At 58.4% G+C, this 16,046-nt stretch carries 16 protein-coding genes and 5 tRNA genes; 1 reads left to right on the top strand and 20 read right to left on the bottom strand.

Going from position 1 to position 16,046, the window contains the following annotated elements:
- Positions 1-63: 63 nt before the first annotated feature.
- The 13 genes from leuC to ACTNBY_RS03015 all read right to left on the bottom strand — a co-directional run bounded on the left by leuC (position 64) and on the right by ACTNBY_RS03015 (position 9,042).
- Positions 64-1,329 (bottom strand): 3-isopropylmalate dehydratase large subunit, encoded by a 1,266-nt coding sequence (leuC, locus tag ACTNBY_RS03075; protein ID WP_441063307.1) that lies wholly within the window; start codon positions 1,327-1,329, stop codon positions 64-66.
- A 41-nt stretch (positions 1,330-1,370) separates the two neighbouring features.
- Positions 1,371-2,906: a 2-isopropylmalate synthase gene (locus tag ACTNBY_RS03070; RefSeq protein WP_441063305.1), complete on the bottom strand. Its 1,536-nt coding sequence runs from the start codon at positions 2,904-2,906 to the stop codon at positions 1,371-1,373.
- A gap of 426 nt (positions 2,907-3,332) precedes the next feature.
- The gene (gene rplA, locus ACTNBY_RS03065) at positions 3,333-4,040 is read right to left on the bottom strand and encodes a 50S ribosomal protein L1 (protein ID WP_154514750.1); all 708 of its coding nucleotides are present in this window, start codon (positions 4,038-4,040) and stop codon (positions 3,333-3,335) included.
- Positions 4,041-4,156: 116 nt separating this feature from the next.
- Positions 4,157-4,585, bottom strand: coding sequence for a 50S ribosomal protein L11 (gene rplK / locus ACTNBY_RS03060; protein WP_022093893.1), 429 nt, complete (start codon positions 4,583-4,585; stop codon positions 4,157-4,159).
- Positions 4,586-4,705: 120 nt separating this feature from the next.
- Complete coding sequence (gene nusG / locus ACTNBY_RS03055) at positions 4,706-5,242, bottom strand: transcription termination/antitermination protein NusG (protein ID WP_427718370.1); 537 nt, start codon at positions 5,240-5,242, stop codon at positions 4,706-4,708.
- Positions 5,243-5,245: 3 nt separating this feature from the next.
- Positions 5,246-5,584, bottom strand: a complete 339-nt coding sequence (secE, locus tag ACTNBY_RS03050) for a preprotein translocase subunit SecE (RefSeq protein ID WP_154514754.1) — start codon at positions 5,582-5,584, stop codon at positions 5,246-5,248.
- A gap of 76 nt (positions 5,585-5,660) precedes the next feature.
- Positions 5,661-5,736: transfer RNA gene (locus tag ACTNBY_RS03045), tRNA-Trp, on the bottom strand.
- Positions 5,737-5,749: 13 nt separating this feature from the next.
- The gene (gene rpmG / locus ACTNBY_RS03040; RefSeq protein WP_102372646.1) at positions 5,750-5,899 is read right to left on the bottom strand and encodes a 50S ribosomal protein L33; all 150 of its coding nucleotides are present in this window, start codon (positions 5,897-5,899) and stop codon (positions 5,750-5,752) included.
- A gap of 278 nt (positions 5,900-6,177) precedes the next feature.
- Complete coding sequence (tuf, locus tag ACTNBY_RS03035) at positions 6,178-7,368, bottom strand: elongation factor Tu (RefSeq protein ID WP_154514756.1); 1,191 nt, start codon at positions 7,366-7,368, stop codon at positions 6,178-6,180.
- 96 nt (positions 7,369-7,464) lie between these two features.
- A tRNA-Met gene (locus tag ACTNBY_RS03030) sits at positions 7,465-7,541 on the bottom strand.
- A gap of 3 nt (positions 7,542-7,544) precedes the next feature.
- A tRNA-Thr gene (locus tag ACTNBY_RS03025) sits at positions 7,545-7,620 on the bottom strand.
- A gap of 10 nt (positions 7,621-7,630) precedes the next feature.
- Positions 7,631-7,712: transfer RNA gene (locus ACTNBY_RS03020), tRNA-Tyr, on the bottom strand.
- A 637-nt stretch (positions 7,713-8,349) separates the two neighbouring features.
- Entirely contained in the window at positions 8,350-9,042 is a 693-nt protein-coding gene (locus ACTNBY_RS03015; protein WP_427727045.1) for a hypothetical protein, read from the bottom strand.
- Between the two features lie 520 nt (positions 9,043-9,562).
- Between ACTNBY_RS03015 and ACTNBY_RS03010 the strand changes: the two genes are divergently transcribed.
- A complete protein-coding gene (locus tag ACTNBY_RS03010) occupies positions 9,563-9,952 on the top strand; it encodes a hypothetical protein (protein WP_441063303.1) in 390 nt (129 codons plus the stop codon).
- A gap of 54 nt (positions 9,953-10,006) precedes the next feature.
- On the opposite strand, the gene ACTNBY_RS03005 is transcribed toward ACTNBY_RS03010, so the two are convergent.
- The 7 genes from ACTNBY_RS03005 to disA form a co-directional block, all read right to left on the bottom strand.
- Positions 10,007-10,081: transfer RNA gene (locus tag ACTNBY_RS03005), tRNA-Thr, on the bottom strand.
- Positions 10,082-10,306: 225 nt separating this feature from the next.
- On the bottom strand, positions 10,307-10,984 hold the full coding sequence (locus tag ACTNBY_RS03000) for an NYN domain-containing protein (RefSeq protein ID WP_154514764.1): 678 nt from the start codon (positions 10,982-10,984) through the stop codon (positions 10,307-10,309).
- Positions 10,985-10,987: 3 nt separating this feature from the next.
- Positions 10,988-11,902 (bottom strand): 23S rRNA (guanosine(2251)-2'-O)-methyltransferase RlmB, encoded by a 915-nt coding sequence (rlmB, locus tag ACTNBY_RS02995; RefSeq protein ID WP_427796169.1) that lies wholly within the window; start codon positions 11,900-11,902, stop codon positions 10,988-10,990.
- A gap of 167 nt (positions 11,903-12,069) precedes the next feature.
- Positions 12,070-13,536, bottom strand: coding sequence for a cysteine--tRNA ligase (gene cysS, locus ACTNBY_RS02990; RefSeq protein ID WP_441038940.1), 1,467 nt, complete (start codon positions 13,534-13,536; stop codon positions 12,070-12,072).
- Between the two features lie 3 nt (positions 13,537-13,539).
- A complete protein-coding gene (ispF, locus tag ACTNBY_RS02985) occupies positions 13,540-14,034 on the bottom strand; it encodes a 2-C-methyl-D-erythritol 2,4-cyclodiphosphate synthase (RefSeq protein ID WP_006234975.1) in 495 nt (164 codons plus the stop codon).
- A complete protein-coding gene (gene ispD / locus ACTNBY_RS02980; RefSeq protein WP_441063302.1) occupies positions 14,024-14,752 on the bottom strand; it encodes a 2-C-methyl-D-erythritol 4-phosphate cytidylyltransferase in 729 nt (242 codons plus the stop codon). Before ispD ends, ispF begins: the two co-directional genes overlap by 11 nt.
- A complete protein-coding gene (gene disA, locus ACTNBY_RS02975; protein ID WP_370450554.1) occupies positions 14,752-15,792 on the bottom strand; it encodes a DNA integrity scanning diadenylate cyclase DisA in 1,041 nt (346 codons plus the stop codon). The genes ispD and disA overlap by 1 nt, the downstream gene beginning before the upstream one ends.
- Between the last annotated feature and the right edge of the window lie 254 nt (positions 15,793-16,046).

Here is a 16,046-nt window from a genome sequence, read left to right as displayed (position 1 = left end):
GCGAACAAAAAAGTGCCAGGACTGTCCGCAGTAGCGAGCAAAGGTCGAAGGACCCCGTAGCCCCTACAGGTCAGACGGCAAGCATATGTGCCCCGCCACGGCAGAAGCAGCCGCCACGGCCGGCGAGGCCAGATAGACCTCGGACGTGGGGTCGCCCATACGGCCGACAAAGTTGCGGTTGGTCGTAGAAACGCAACGCTCCCCCGCCGCCAAGATGCCCATGTAGCCGCCCAGGCACGGACCGCACGTGGGCGTGGAGAACACACAGTTGGCATCTAGGAAAATGTCGGTCAATCCCTCCTTCATGCACTGGCGGAAGACCGCCTGGGTCGCCGGAATCACGATGCAACGCAGCCCGTCGGCAACCTTATGGCCGCGCATGACTTCGGCCGCAGCACGCATATCCTCGATACGTCCGTTGGTGCACGAGCCGATTACCGCCTGGTCGATCATGATGTGACGGCTCTCGCTCACCGGATGGGTGTTGCTGGGCAGATGCGGCCACGATACACACGGCTTAATGTCGGCCGCGTCAATGGCAATAACCTGGGCATACTCGGCGTCTGGATCGGCGTGATACTCAACGTAATCACGTTCGCAGCGCCCCTTGAGCCAGGCGCGGGCAACATCATCGACCTCGATAATGCCCGCCTTGCCGCCCGCTTCGATCGCCATGTTCGAAATTGTCATGCGACCTTCCATCGACAGGCCCTCGATGGTGCTGCCGGCAAACTCCATGGCCTGGTACAGGGCACCGTCCACGCCGATCATGCCGATAATGTGCAGGATGATGTCCTTGGCGGTGGCACCGTCCTCAAGCTCGCCATTAATCTCAAAGCGAATCGTCGGCGGCACCTTAAACCATGCGCGCCCCGTGGCAATGCCCACGCCGGCGTCTGTTGAGCCCACACCGGTCGAAAACGCACCCAAGGCGCCATACGTGCAGGTATGCGAGTCGGCACCGATAATCAGATCGCCCGGGACCACCACGCCGCGCTCGGGCAGCAGGGCATGCTCAATGCCCGCGCAGCCTTGCTCGTAATAGTGCGTCACATGCTGCTCGTGCGCAAAATCTCGCATCTTTTTGGTCTGCTCGGCGCTCTTGATGTCCTTGTTGGGCGCATAGTGATCGGGCACCAGGCAAACGCGATCGCGATCAAATACCTCGGTGGCACCCAGCTCGCGAAAGACATCGATCGCGATAGGCGCGGTAATGTCGTTGGCGAGCACAATGTCCAGGTCGCATTCGACCAGCTGGCCCGGCTTTACCTCATCCAGGCCTGCGTGTGCCGCCAAAATTTTCTCTGCTACGGTCATGGGACGTGCCATGTGATTCCCCTCTCAAGCGGGCTTTGCCCTGCCGAATATCGTTACTTGCCCGCCTTGGAACGGTTGGTCTGAATCATGCGGTTAATAGCGTTGATGTAAGTCTTGGCCGAGCTCACGATAATGTCGGTATCCGCGCCGCGGCCGGTGTAAATCTTTCCATCCTCGGCGGTGATGCGCACCGTCACCTCACCGATGGCGTCGATACCACGCGTAATGGCCTTAACGTTGAACTCCGTCAGCTCGCCATGGGCAGAGATGGCCTTGTCGACCGCCTTGTAGGCCGCATCAACCGGACCAGTACCCGTCGAGCAAACTACCCGTGTCGCGCCATTCTCGTCCGTGATGGTTGCCGTGGCCGTAGGAATAAGCGGGTCGCCGCAGGAAACTTGAAGCGCGTCGAGGGTGTAGATCGCCTTGACCTCGCGCTGGCGCTCCTGAATCATCGACTCCAGGTCCTCGTCAAATACTTCCTTCTTTTGATCTGCAATCTCCAAGAAGCGCTGATAGATCGACTCGAATTCCTCATCGCCAAACGTATAACCCAGCTCGGCGAGACGATGGCGCAGTGCCGCATGGCCCGAACGTGCCGAAAGGATAATCTCGGATCCCGCTGCACCCACGTCCTTGGGATCGATAATCTCGTAGGTGTCACGCGCCTTGAGCACGCCATCCTGGTGAATGCCCGAGCTGTGTGCAAACGCATTAGCACCCACAATGGACTTGTTGGGCTGCACGTTGATACCAGTGATTGAACTGACGAGCTTAGATGCGCGCGTGAGCTCGGTCGTCACGATATCGGTATGTGCATCCAGATCCTGCTCGTGCATCCTCATGGCCATGACGACCTCCTCGAGCGCCGTGTTGCCCGCGCGCTCGCCCAAGCCGTTGATGGTGCACTCGATCTGCGTCGCGCCATTGCGGACCGCCTCGAGTGCAAGGGCTGTGGCCATGCCCAAATCGTTATGCGTGTGGACCGAAATCGTAACGTCCTCGATGCCGGCCACGCGCTCGCGCAGATCGCGAATACGAGCACCAAACTCCCAAGGCATGTTATAGCCCGTGGTGTCCGGAATATTCACGACCGTAGCGCCGGCCTTGATCGCTGCCTCGATAATGCAGACCAGGAACTCCTGATCGGAGCGGCCCGCATCCTCGGCATAAAACTCGACATCGTCGACAAACTTACGAGCGTGCTTTACAGCGTGAACGGCACGCTCGATAGCCTCGTCTTCGGTCATATGGAGCTTGTCGCGCAAATGGCTGGGACTCACACCCAGACCGGTATGGATACGGGGCCTCTGAGCCGTCTTGAGGGCTTCTGCGGCCACTTCGATATCCTTATCGACCGCACGGGTGAGACCGCATACCGTGCACCGGTCACCCGCGATCTTGCCAATCTCCTGTACGGAACGATAATCACCGGGGCTCGAAATAGGAAATCCAGCCTCGATCACGTCGACATTCATACGTACCAGCTGGCGTGCAATAACGAGCTTTTCCTCGGTATTCATGCTGGCGCCGGGAGACTGCTCCCCGTCACGAAGCGTTGTGTCAAAGATTGCGATTTTGCGGCTCATGATTTCCTCCTGACAGGCTAAAGATACAGATGGCTTTCAGGAGAGATGGAGTGCCTCAAGATAGAATAATACCCGTGTCGCTCATCACGCCCAAAAGCGGCGGAAGATAGCGCACCCGGGTACAACTAATCGTTATAGCGAAATTACAACCCTAGCGCGCTATCTAATCTAGTAGCGCTAGGCCTAGGAGCTGCTGTTTGTTATAGAACATGTCTGGCTCCTTTCAGCCTCGGGTAATCACTACACTAGGCTAAAGTGTAACACAGGCAAAACGACGCGCAACGGAGATTTTGAACCAAAACCACCACAAAGGCGCCTATCTCCTTCGTGTTGGTTTTGGCCCGAAATAGCAAGGAACCCGGTCCTGCACGAGACAGAACCAGGTTCCTTTAGCAATGCTTGCTTTGCTCAGGCAGTAACTAGAAGTTACTCAGCCAGGAAGTCACGCTGGACAGCGGGATCGACCTTGACGCCAGGGCCCATGGTGGAAGACACAGAGATGGACTTGACGTACTTGCCCTTAGCAGAAGAGGGCTTGACGCGCAGGATCTCGGTGTACAGGGCAGCGTAGTTCTCAACGAGCTGCTGCTCAGAGAAGGACTTCTTGCCCAGGGGCACGTGGCAGATGCCATAACGGTCGGCGCGATACTCAACGCGGCCGGCCTTGAGCTCGGAGACCATCTTGGCGACGTCCATGGTCACGGTGCCGAGCTTGGGGTTCGGCATGAGGCCACGGGGACCAAGGATCTTACCGATGCGGCCAACCTTGGCCATCATGTTCGGCGTAGCGATAGCGGCGTCGAAGTTGATCTCGCCCTTCTGGATCTGGGCGACGAGCTCGTCGGAACCGATGATGTCGGCACCGGCAGCCTCGGCCTCACGGGCCTTCTCGCCCTCGGCGAAGACGGCAACACGAACGGTCTTGCCGGTGCCGTGGGGCAGGGAGATGGAACCACGGATGTTCTGGTCAGCCTTACGAGTATCGATGCCCAGACGGAAGTGGGCCTCGACGGTCTCGTCGAACTTGGCGGTGTCGAGCTCCTTGATGAGCTTGGCAGCCTGAAGGGGGGTGTAGAGCGTGGCGCGGTCGACCTTCTCGGCAGCGGCGTTATAGCTCTTACCATGCTTAGCCATGTGCATTACCTCCTGTGGTTAAACGGGCGTGAGCCCTCCCACATCGTATCGTGTGCCCTATTGCACACATTTAACGGGCGCCCCGGTCGGAGCACCCGTCGTTACCTAGAAAAACGCTACTCAGCGATGGTGACGCCCATGGAACGGGCGGTACCGGCGATGATCTTCTTGGCGGCGTCAATGTCGTTGGCATTGAGGTCCGGCATCTTGATCTCGGCGATCTTGGTGAGCTGCTCCTGAGAGAGCTGGCCAACCTTGTCGGCCTGGGGCTTAGCGGAACCAGACTTGAGGTTCAGCTCCTTCTTGATGAGGTGAGCCGCCGGCGGAGTTTTGGTGATGAAGGAGAAGGACTTATCCTCGTAGACAGAGATCTCAACGGGGATAATGTCGCCCTTCTTGTCCTGCGTCTCGGCGTTAAAGGCCTGGCAGAACTGCATGATGTTCACGCCAGCAGCGCCCAGGGCGGGGCCGACGGGAGGAGCGGGGTTAGCGGCACCAGCAGGAATCTGGAGCTTAATGACGTTGGCAACCTTCTTCTCAGCCATGGTCATTCCTTTCGAATCACGAGTGTGAAGTACTTGCTATATCGTAAGCACGCACGTGTTAGAAGCACTCCTGAGATGAGCAGTCACAGAAGAAGCACGCTCGCGCGAACGGACGAAAACTTAAGCGATGACAGCGACCTGGTTAAAGTCAAGCTCGACCGGCGTCTCGCGGCCAAAGATCATCAGCGTGACCTTGAGCTTGCCTGCCTCGGCGTTAACCTCGGAGACCTTGCCATCAAAGTCGGTAAGCGGGCCATCGGTGACGCGGACGGACGTACCAACCTCAATATCAACCGACGTACGCTTGGGCGAATCGCCCTTACCGGGACGACGAGTCATCTTATTGTACTCGTCGCGGGAAAGCGGAGCGGGCTTGCCGTTGCCGCCCAGGAAACCGGTGACGCCGGGCGTGTTGCGAACACACGTCCATGCATCGTCATCCATCTCCATGCGAACCAGGACATAACCCGGGAAAATCTTAGAATCCTTGGTCTCGCGCTTGCCACCCTCTTTGATTTCGGTGACGCGCTCCATAGGAATCTCAATATCAAAGATACGATCCTGCATGCCCATGGTCTCGATGCGATGCTCGAGATCGGACTTAACGCGGTTCTCGTATCCAGAGTAAGTGTGGACGACGTACCAACGCTTAGACATGGTTTAGCCCCTCAATCCAGAGAACAGAGCAAGAGCCTCGCCAAAGCCAGCATCGAGCAGAGCGATGACGACGCCGACGACGATCAGAGAAGCGCAAACGACGACCGAGTAGTTCACGAGCTCCTTCTTATCGGGCCACGTGACACGCTTCATCTCGGACTTCACCGAAGCAAAATACTTCTTGGTGCGGGCGAAGAAACCGGGCTTCTCGTTCTTCTTGGACTTCGCAGCCTTCTCGCTCTTCTTGGCAACGGCCTTCTTGGCCTCAACCTTGGAGTTGGCGGCAGCTTTGTTGGCAGGCGCCTGCTGCTGTGCCTTCTTCTTGTTCTTCTTGTTGGCCATTTGGGTTACCTCCGCGCAATGCGCTTATACATGAGTAAACCGTAAGCCCCCAAACGGGAGCTTACGGAATAATGACTGGCACGCCAGGAAGGACTCGAACCCTCAACACTCGGTTTTGGAGACCGATGCTCTACCAATTGAACTACTGGCGTATGTGACTAGAGACTAGCGAGTCTCTTTGTGCAGCGTGTGGTGACGGCACCAGGGGCAATACTTCTTGATCTCCATACGATCAGGCATGTTCGCCTTGTTCTTAGTGGTCGTATAGTTGCGGCGCTTGCACTCAGTGCACGCAAGAGTAACTAGAGTACGCATGTATCCTGAACCTTTCATATCCGCCCCGTACGGGCACGAGTTGGTACTTTATCAGCTCTACGTAAGTGCTGTCAATGAAAACCTCGCATCAATTGGTTCTCGGTAGATCCATTCATATTTGGAACACATCAATGGAGCCAACGAGATCTAATCGATCCCTCACGCTCAACTTAAGAGCGAGCTAAGCGTAATCATCAGGCAAAAAGACCCACGTAGAAAAGAACCCGGCACCCATATAAGTGCCGGGTTCTCTAAGTCAGCTGTATCAGAGAGCTAATTTACTCAATGATCGTGGAGACGATGCCCGAACCGACGGTGTGGCCACCCTCGCGGATAGCGAAGCGCAGGCCCTCCTCCATAGCGATCGGGTGAATGAGGTCGCCCTCGATGGTGATGTGGTCACCAGGCATAGCCATCTCGGTGCCCTCGGGGAGCTTGACCGTACCGGTAACGTCGGTGGTACGGAAGTAGAACTGAGGACGATAACCATCGAAGAACGGGGTGTGACGGCCGCCCTCCTCCTTGGTCAGAACGTAGATCTCACCGGTGAACTTGGTGTGCGGGGTAACCGAACCGGGCTTGCAGAGAACCTGGCCGCGCTCGATGTCCTCGCGCTTGATGCCGCGGAGCAGCAGACCGACGTTGTCGCCAGCCTCGCAGAAGTCCATGGACTTACGGAACATCTCGATACCGGTAACGACGGTGTTCTGGGTATCCTTGATGCCGACGATCTCGACGGGCTCGTTGAGCTTGAGCTCACCGCGCTCGACACGGCCGGTAGCAACGGTACCACGGCCGGAGATGGTCATAACGTCCTCAACGGCCATCAGGAACGGGAGGTCGTTGTCACGAGCAGGCGTCGGGATGTACTCGTCGACGGCAGACATGAGCTCGCGAATGGCGTCCATCCACTTGGCGTCGCCCTCGAGAGCGCCCAGAGCGGAACCACGGATGACGGGGATGTCGTCGCCGGGGAATTCGTACTCGGAAAGGAGCTCACGGGTCTCCATCTCGACGAGGTCGATGAGCTCGTCATCGTCGACCATGTCGCACTTGTTCAGGAAGACGACGATGTAGGGAACGCCGACCTGACGGGCGAGCAGGATGTGCTCGCGGGTCTGAGCCATGGGGCCGTCGGTAGCGGCGATGACCAGGATAGCGCCGTCCATCTGAGCAGCACCGGAGATCATGTTCTTGACGTAGTCAGCGTGGCCCGGGCAGTCAACGTGAGCGTAGTGACGGGCAGCAGTCTCGTACTCGACGTGGGAGACGGAGATCGTAATGCCGCGCTCGCGCTCCTCGGGAGCCTTGTCGATGTTCTCGAACGCAGTGAAGTCAGCCTTGCAGCCCTCGGTCTCGGAGAGAACCTTGGTGATGGCAGCGGTCAGCGTGGTCTTGCCGTGGTCGACGTGACCGATGGTGCCGATGTTAACATGCGGCTTAGTGCGCTCAAACTTCTCTTTGGCCATAAAGCCCTCCTCTAAACAGGTCGTCCCCGGACGGGACTATGCCTTTATACCATAGTGGCTTCTCAACATACTATTGAGAAGCCACCGTGTTACCTATGGTAGCGGTGACTGGATTCGAACCAGTGACGCCACGGGTATGAACCGTGTGCTCTAACCAACTGAGCTACACCGCCGGATGGAGCCTGCAACCAGACTTGAACTGGTGACCTCTTCGTTACCAACGAAGTGCTCTACCGACTGAGCTATACAGGCACTTGACGGGTGGGAGCTATAGGATTCGAACCTATGTAGGCAGAGCCAACGGGTTTACAGCCCGTCCCCATTAACCACTCGGGCAAACTCCCAATCGTTCAAGTATCCGCAGGTTCTTTGGTCTTTTGGGCCTCCGCCCCCGCGAACGAAAAAGATAATACGATGCAACCTTGGGGGCTGTCAACGAAAACCTCTAAATACACGGTACCGGGCGTATCTATATACCTTTGACCTGCGGTTTTGCTGAATTTAGATATGAAGGACGGCGGATTTGGCCGCGCTGGCGACATTTCCCGAGGGAACACTTTGGTGTGGTGGAGTACGCTTGCGGCATCGACTTTCGATAACGATCCTCGTGCGTCCGAATATCCTCGCTCAACCAGGATGATTGGGACCGGTCCGGCCTTTGTCTCGATCTGTAACATTTAGAGAACATTTTCTCCCCTATTTGTTACAGATCGAGATGTTTCCCTGGAGGTCTCCCATTTATCTAAATCTGTAACAGCAAGAACGGTTTTCCTTCCCTAGTTGTTACAGATTGAGATGTTTCGCAGAGACCCTAGCTTACGTCTCATTCTGTAACAGTTAGAACGGTTTTCCTTCCCTAGTTGTTACAGATTGAGACACTTCTCAGCTCGCCCCCAGATTGTCTAAATCTGTAACAGCTGGGAGCTGAACGCTCGTCCTCGTGTTACAGATCTAGATTGTCGACCAACCCCAATCAAGCCCTTAAGCCAGTACCTCAGATCCGTTGTAGAGTCTGCTGCCTTCAAACGAGCGCAGCAGGAGCTCGCGACGTTCATCGAGGTCCTTTAGCTCGCAGGGAAACACAAATAGCATCACGTTTTGATGGTACTTATAATCGGCATAGACATCCGGATCGCCCAAGCGCGTGGGCGTGGAAACGATATCCTCCGACATGTGCTCGCTTGAGCCCACATAAATTCCCAGATAGTCACTGTAGTTCTTATCGTGATCGCCTTTTTGATACTTTGCGATAAGGTAGCAGCCAGGCATATCAAAGCCGTTAAACGCGGCATCGGCAGCCTTTTTCTGCTGGCAGACAAACTTGTGCAGGGGCATCGCCGTGGACGCACTTTCGAAAATCGACTGCCTTGCGGCGTTGATCTTCTTGCGAGCCTCGGCGGCCTCTCTTGAGTCCTGCAACGCTTTCGCGGCGCCGCCCAGCGCGCCAACTGCCGCGCCAAAGCCGTCGGCCGCGACACCGAGCCCCTTGCCAATACCATCGGCAACGACACGTGCACCGTTAGCGGCACCATCCGCAGCATCCTTTACAGCGCCGCCGACAGCTTCGACATCGACGCCGAGCTGCTTTGCGCCATCAATGACGTCCGCGGCCGCAACCAGGACCTTCGCCGCAAGGCTCATCGCATCTTTTACTGTTTTCAGATCTACAGACATCCTAGAATTCCTTTCGATATCTCGCATAACCAAAACAGCTCATGACTCATAAATAGCGTCAGGCGGTTGCGCAGCCTCCCGCGGCTATGCGAAATGCATGCGGTACCCAAGTCAGCAGTTTAAATCGGGCTGCGTAATGAGTCCCAACGGGTTGCCTATTAATCGGCGAGCGCAACGAGCGTTTCGAGGAACGCCAATACTCGCACTCGCCCCCATTATTCGAAGCCAGATGATGTGTTCTACCGATAGCCCGTCACGGGCGTAGACGGTGCTCACGCCATTGTCGAGCGCCATCACGACAGGTGCCAGGTCATTCGGCTGATGCCTCAGCCGACGCAAGGCCGTGTAACACGGTATCAGCCACAGGTTGTTGCTCAACAAATACGCTGCTGGCTGTGGCATACTTTAATTTACTAATGTATCGAGAAAGAGAGTGTCATGGTCCCTTCGGGTAACGGCTGCAGCCAGATCATCATCATTGCTTTGGGCATTTGCCTTGGCCTGACTATGTTTGCGGTCTGTGGCTAAACGATTCAAATCCGCGCTTATTTCCAGCGCAAATCTTCTGCCGCTGCTTGCCGGCATCGTGTATCTCGTTAACAGATACATTGCGAGCTTCGACTTTTTCCTCCCCTACGACTTCGCCCATTATCAGCTCGGAGATCTGTGCGGAGGAATCATTTTTCCCGCCTACGTAAACGTCCTCTGCGAAACGGTGAGCGGGAAAACGCCGATATGCAACTTTGCAAGTAGCTTGGCATTATCGGTGGGATGCTCAATCTGCTGGGAAGTACTTGCGCCCATGGTGCTCGAGTTTAGTACCCCAGATCCGCTTGATGCCTGCATGTACGTTATCGGCGGCATCTTGTACCTGAAAGCTTTTAAACTGACGGCGGACAGTCGAATCTAGCTGCCCACAAGAAACGGGCCCTGTCCCACTAGGGAACAGAGCCCGAAACTCTCATGGAGCCAGTGACAGGAATCGAACCCGCAACCCACTGATTACAAATCAGTTGCGCTACCGTTGCGCCACACTGGCACACTTGGCGCTTTCGCGCGAAGCCAATTAAGAATAAAGGAATTGCGGACGGGGCGCAACAGGCCCTTTGATCGACCATATCTCAAAACTATTCGTCAGAACGAATAGTTTTATCTGTTCGCCAGAACCAAAAACTATTCGTTTTGGCGATGCCAAGCCGCAACCCATTGATTACAAACCAGTTGGTTGATCAATCGAGAAAGCAGCTCCCCATAGAAGGTTTACCTACCTCCCGCGCAGGGCCTTGAGCTTGGCCAGTGCCTCGGGGCTCAGGCGACTGCCCAGAGTCATCTTGATCTGCGGAGCCTCCTCTGCCTCGCGGACGTCGTTATCGATCTGTTTGATCTCGTCCACCAGCATACGGCTCGAGATACGCGTAACGCCCTTGCCCATGACGACGGCCTGGATTGTGCCGTCACTCGATACCACGGAGCACGCACGACCTTCCTCGCGCGCCTCAATGCAGAGCTTTTGTACCACGGTATCGGCCGATACACCCGTCGGCGAAAACTCGATGCGCACGCCGCGAGCCGGCAGGTTGGGACGCTCGCTAGAGATATTGCCTGCACCGTCAAACACAATTACGGCCTCGTAGCGGCCCTGGGCAAAGGCGGCAACGTCGTTGATAAGGGCGGTGCGCGCCATATCGTGAACGTCGCTGGAATACGGATCGTCGGAATGGTCGTACACGAGCTTTTCGTAGCGCGGCGTGCAGTGGATCACATTGTAGCCGTCGACCACCAACAGCTCGGGCTTATTGGAGTGCACCGTGGAGACTGGGTCGGCGATAGCCTGCGCAAACGCATTGCCGCCCACGCCGTAGGTCGCGGCCGAGACAATCGGCTTGGCCGAGCCTTCGCCAAAGCGCTTGGCCTTAGACTTGGCGCGGTTCTTCTTGGACATGCGCTACTCCTCCCCCATGAGCTCGCCGGCGTTGCGACGTAGCCACTCAAAGCACAGTGCCGTCGTTGCCTGGGCAACGTTGAGGCTCTCGGTCATGCCACGCTGAGGAAGCTTGGTCAAAAAGTCGCATTTCTCGAGTACCAGGCGCGAGATGCCGTCGCCCTCGGAGCCCATGACAAGCGCCACGCGGCCCTCGAAGGGAGCATCCCAGCAACTGCCCTCGGCGTGCTCGGAGGCACCGCCCACCCAAAAGCCAGCGGCCTTAAGATCGTCGAGCGCACGGGCAATGTTGGGGACCTGCGCGATAGGCAGATGCATGACGGCGCCGGCTGAGGTCTTGTAGCTGCCCACGGTCACGCCGGCAGCGCGCTTGTTGGCAATAATGACGCCCGCGGCGCCCACGACCTCAGCGGAGCGCACGATGGCGCCAAAGTTACCGTCGTCGGTCACGTGGTCGAGCACCACGACAAGTGCCGGACCCTCGCCTGCACGGTCGAGGATATCGGCGACATCCGCATAAGGAAAGTTGCCCACCTCGAGTGCAATGCCCTGGTGAGCGCCATGGCTCGACAGCGCATCGAGCTGCGCGCGCGGCACGTACTTAATGCGGACACCCGCGGCGTTGAGGTCATCGACCAGACGAGACAAGGCGGCATCGCGCTCCCCGCCCTCGGCAATAAGTGCGCACTTGATGGGAAAACCGGTGCGCAGGGCCTCGACGGCAGCGCGACGGCCTTCGATAAACTCGCCCTTGGGAGCCTGGACAGCGTCGCGGTTGCGATCGCGCTGCGGACGCGCAGCTTGGGTACGATCGCGCTGGCCCTTGGAAGCGGCAGCGCGGTCATTTCGGCGAATCGGACGCGAGCCAGAAGCGGCCTGCTTGCCGCCACGAGGCGCACGCTTGCGATTGTCGGCCATAGGACGGCCTCCTAAATACAACTATCAAACGAAACAAATAGACCGACCGCCCGAGGTGCGGCAGATTGCCTTGAAAGAAGAGGGCATAGACCTTGAGGTCATGCCCGACGATTGAAAGGCAAGGTGCCGTGGCTCGGGCGGTCGGGTGCTTGGGAAACCCGCGGGGGTTAGAGGGATTTGATACGGGTGCCGGCGGCGGTATCTTCAATCGTCAGGCCCAGGTCCTTGAGTTGATCGCGGATGGCGTCTGCCAAGTCCCAGTTCTTGGCGGCACGGGCCTCGGCGCGAGCCTCGAGAATCTTGGCAGCGGCCTCGTCCACGTCGTCACCAGTGTAGGCGACCAAGCCGGCGGCAACGCCCAAAAGGCCCAGCGGCAGCTCGACCTTGGGCTCGGGAAGCTCAACGCCAAACGTATCGAGCAGCTCGACCAGCGTATCGGCGGCAGCAAGAGCCGCGGCCTTGTCGGCAGCGTCGCCCGCCTGCTCCAGATACTGATTGCACTCGGTGACAAAACCAAAGACGGCGCCCATGGCACCGGCGGTGTTAAAGTCGTCGTCCATGCACTCCTTAAAGGTGGCACGGGTCTCGGCAGCCTTGGCGGCAAACGCCTCAGATGCTGCCTCATCGGCATCGGCCGTCGCATGGTTCGCGGCCCAGCGCAGGTTCTCGACCGTACCGGCGATACGCGTGAGCGAATTCTCGGCACCCTCCAGGCGCTCCCAGGAGAAGTCGAGCGGCGAGCGATAGCTCGTCTGCAGCATCAGCAGACGCAGGGCGGCAGCGGAGTGCTGCTCGAGCACCTCGGCCAGCGTAAAGAAGTTACCAAGCGACTTGGACATCTTCTCGCCGTCGACCAGCAGCATGCCCGTGTGCATCCAGGTGTTGGAGAAACCCTGGTGCCAGGCGCAGGCAGCCTGGGCGCACTCGTTCTCGTGATGCGGGAAGGCAAGGTCGGAACCACCGCCGTGAATGTCGATCGGGGTACCCAGGTAGCGGTGCACCATGGCGGCGCACTCGGTGTGCCAACCGGGACGGCCCTCGCCCCAGGGGCTCGGCCAGCTGGGCTCGCCGGGCTTGGCGGCCTTCCACAGCGCAAAGTCGAGCGGGTCGTTCTTGTCCTCGTTCTCCTCGATGCGCGCACCCACCATAAGGTCGTCGATGTTGCGGCCCGAGACCTGACCGTAGTTGGGATCGCTGCGCACGGAAAAGTACACGTCGCCGTTATCGGCGGCGTAAGCGTGGCCCTGCTCGATGAGCGCCTTGATCATGGCAATCATGGGGCCGATCTCCTTGGTGGCGCGGGGGCGCACATCGGGATCGAGCACGTTGGCAGCGCGCATGACGCCAATAAACTTATCCGAGAACTCCGTCGCGACCTCGGCGGCCGTACGGCCCTGCTCGTTAGCGCGCTTGATGATCTTGTCGTCGACATCGGTGAGGTTCTGGGCGAACGTGACCTCGTAGCCGCTCGCGATGAGCCAGCGTCGAATCACATCGAAGCTGATGAACGTGCGGGCGTTGCCGATGTGGATGTTGTCGTAAACCGTGGGGCCGCACACGTACATGCGGACCTTGCCGGGCTCGATGGGCTGGAACTCTTCCTTTTTATGGGTAGCGCTGTTGTAGATACGCATTCGTTACTCCTTAACGGTTTTCTGTAGCAGGCAGACGGCCCAGGCGCCAATTCCCTCGCCTTGACCTTCCCAACCGAGCTTTTCGGTCGTGGTGGCGGCGACGCCCACGTTTTCGACGTCAACGCCCAGGGCATGGGCCAAGTTGGCACGCATGGCATCGCGGTGCGGGGTGATCTTAGGCTGCTGGCAGGCAATGGTGCAGTCGGCATCGACAAACTCAAAGCCCAGCTCGCGCGCATAGTCCATTACGCGGGCAAGCAACACCATCGAGTCGGCACCCTCATAGGCGGGGTCGGTGTCGGGGAACAGCTTGCCAATGTCTCCCCCGCGGCAGGCGCCCAGAATAGCGTCGGCCAGCGCGTGCGCGAGCACATCGGCATCCGAGTGGCCCAGCAGGCCGCGCTCGTAGGGAATGTCGACCCCGCCGATGATACATCGACGCCCCTCCACCAAACGGTGAACGTCGTAGCCGTGGCCAATGCGCAGGTTACTGAACATGGGGAAGGTCCTCTCCCTCGGCCATGCGACCGAGCAAAATCGCGGTTACGGGACGCAAGTCCTCGGGCACCGTCACCTTAAGGTTGTCGCGCGGGCTCTGGACGCAGCGGACGCGCCCACCCATGCGCTCGACCAGTGACGAATCGTCCGTACCGATAAAGCCCTCGGCAATCGCCGCGGCATGGGCGCGTTTCATGGCGTCGACACTAAAGATCTGCGGCGTCTGTGCGGCCCAATAGAGTTCGCGTGGCGGCGTCTCGACGATGTTGTCCCCATCGACGATCTTGAGCGTGTCGATCGCGGGTTGGCCACACACGACACCGTCGAGCGAGCGGTCGCTCACGAGCACGTCGATAGCGTGATCGATGGCCTCGGTAGTAATGAGCGGACGAGCGCCGTCGTGAATGGCGACGTATTCAAAGCCTGCCGGCACCGCATGCACGCCGGCACGAGTGGAGTCCTGGCGGGTATCGCCGGCATCGGCGAAGCTGATGGGCGTGTTATACGAATACGGGCTGATGGCCAGGCGGCGCATCTCGGCACGACGCTCGGCAGGGCAAACCACGACGATATGGCCGACCTTATCGCTACGGTCAAACGCGCGGATGGACCAGCTCATAAGCGGACGGCCCGCTACATTGACGAGCTGCTTGCCACCGGGATTACCAAAGCGCTGGCCGCTGCCACCGGCAACGACCACAGCGCATACGGGCGCCATTATGCGTTCCCCTGTTTGGTGCCCTTCATGCGGTACAGGGAGTCCGCAAGAATGGCAGGGTTGTTAACGCCAAAGTCGCCCAGGCGCTCCGGATCCTTGCTGATGTCGTCCATGAGCTCCTGCAGCGAGCCATACTCGTCGACGATCTTCTCGGCCACGCCGTCGCGCACGACGGACACGCGCGAAAGCGTGCGCAGGCCCAGCGGCGTCATGACGGAGTCCTCGTCCAGGTCGTCGTAACCCAGAACCGCCGCCACATGCTGCGGGTCGGACAAGTCCTTGGGCGTCATGCGGCTAAGCTCGGCACGGATCTTCTCGGCGTTTGCCTCGGAGGAATCACTTGCGTAGTCGCGAATCATCAAGTCGTACTCGGTATCCATGCTGGAGCCGGCGAGCTGCTCGAGCTGCATCTGCACGAGCTTGCCCTGGTTGCCCAGCTTGACAATGCAATCCTTAAGCTCGGTCTTTGCCTGCTGCATGATCTCGAAACTCGAGAAAATGCCGGTGATGTCGGCGAGCGTGACGTAGTCGTCCAGCTCGAGGGCCGTCAGACGCAGCAGGGAGCGGTCGAGCGACTGACGGGTGGTCTGAAGCGTAGCGACGAGCTGGTTGACCGAGCTCATGATGGTGGTGACGGGCTGAATCTCATAGCTCTTGCCGTGCACATACACGTTGACGACGGCACGACGGGCCGAGACCGAGATCACGATGGCGTCGGTGAGCACCGACATGCGAGCGGCAGTACGGTGACGCATGCCCGTCTCGCTCGTGGCGAGCGAGGGGTCGGGATTGAGGTGGAAATTGGCGCGCAGGATCTGGGTAAGGTCGCCGTCGATGACGATGGCGCCGTCCATCTTGGAAAGCTCGAACAGGCGGTTCGAGGTAAACGAAATGTTGAGCGGGAAGCCGTCGTTACCGGCAGCGAGCACGTTTTCGGTGTCGCCGACGCAGATAAGGGCGCCCAGGTGACCGGCGATGATCATGTCAAGGGCGGTGCGGATCGGCTGACCAGGTGCCGTCAGGCGGATGGCCTGTTCCATACGCTTTTGCAGCTCGTTCTTATCCAAGGCATCGCTCCCATCGTATACGCTCCATAAACGTCAATAAGTTTCTCACGGTTTGCCCCTGTGACGCCCGCAAATTCCGATGCTTACAGAATGAGCGAACACCGCTTAGGTAGCTCATTTGAACTGCCTCCCATTTCTTGGACATGAGAAATGGGAGGCTTTTTATGCGTGTCGACTTGAGGGTGAAGCACGACATCGAGGCCAGGAAGGCGGCGATCGGGCTCTTC

This window comes from Collinsella sp. HCP28S3_E12 (assembly GCF_052065595.1).
In the GTDB taxonomy this organism is placed as follows: domain Bacteria; phylum Actinomycetota; class Coriobacteriia; order Coriobacteriales; family Coriobacteriaceae; genus Collinsella.
The sequence above is the reverse complement of the archived record's forward strand: the minus strand, read 5'-3'. Positions and strand labels throughout refer to the sequence as shown.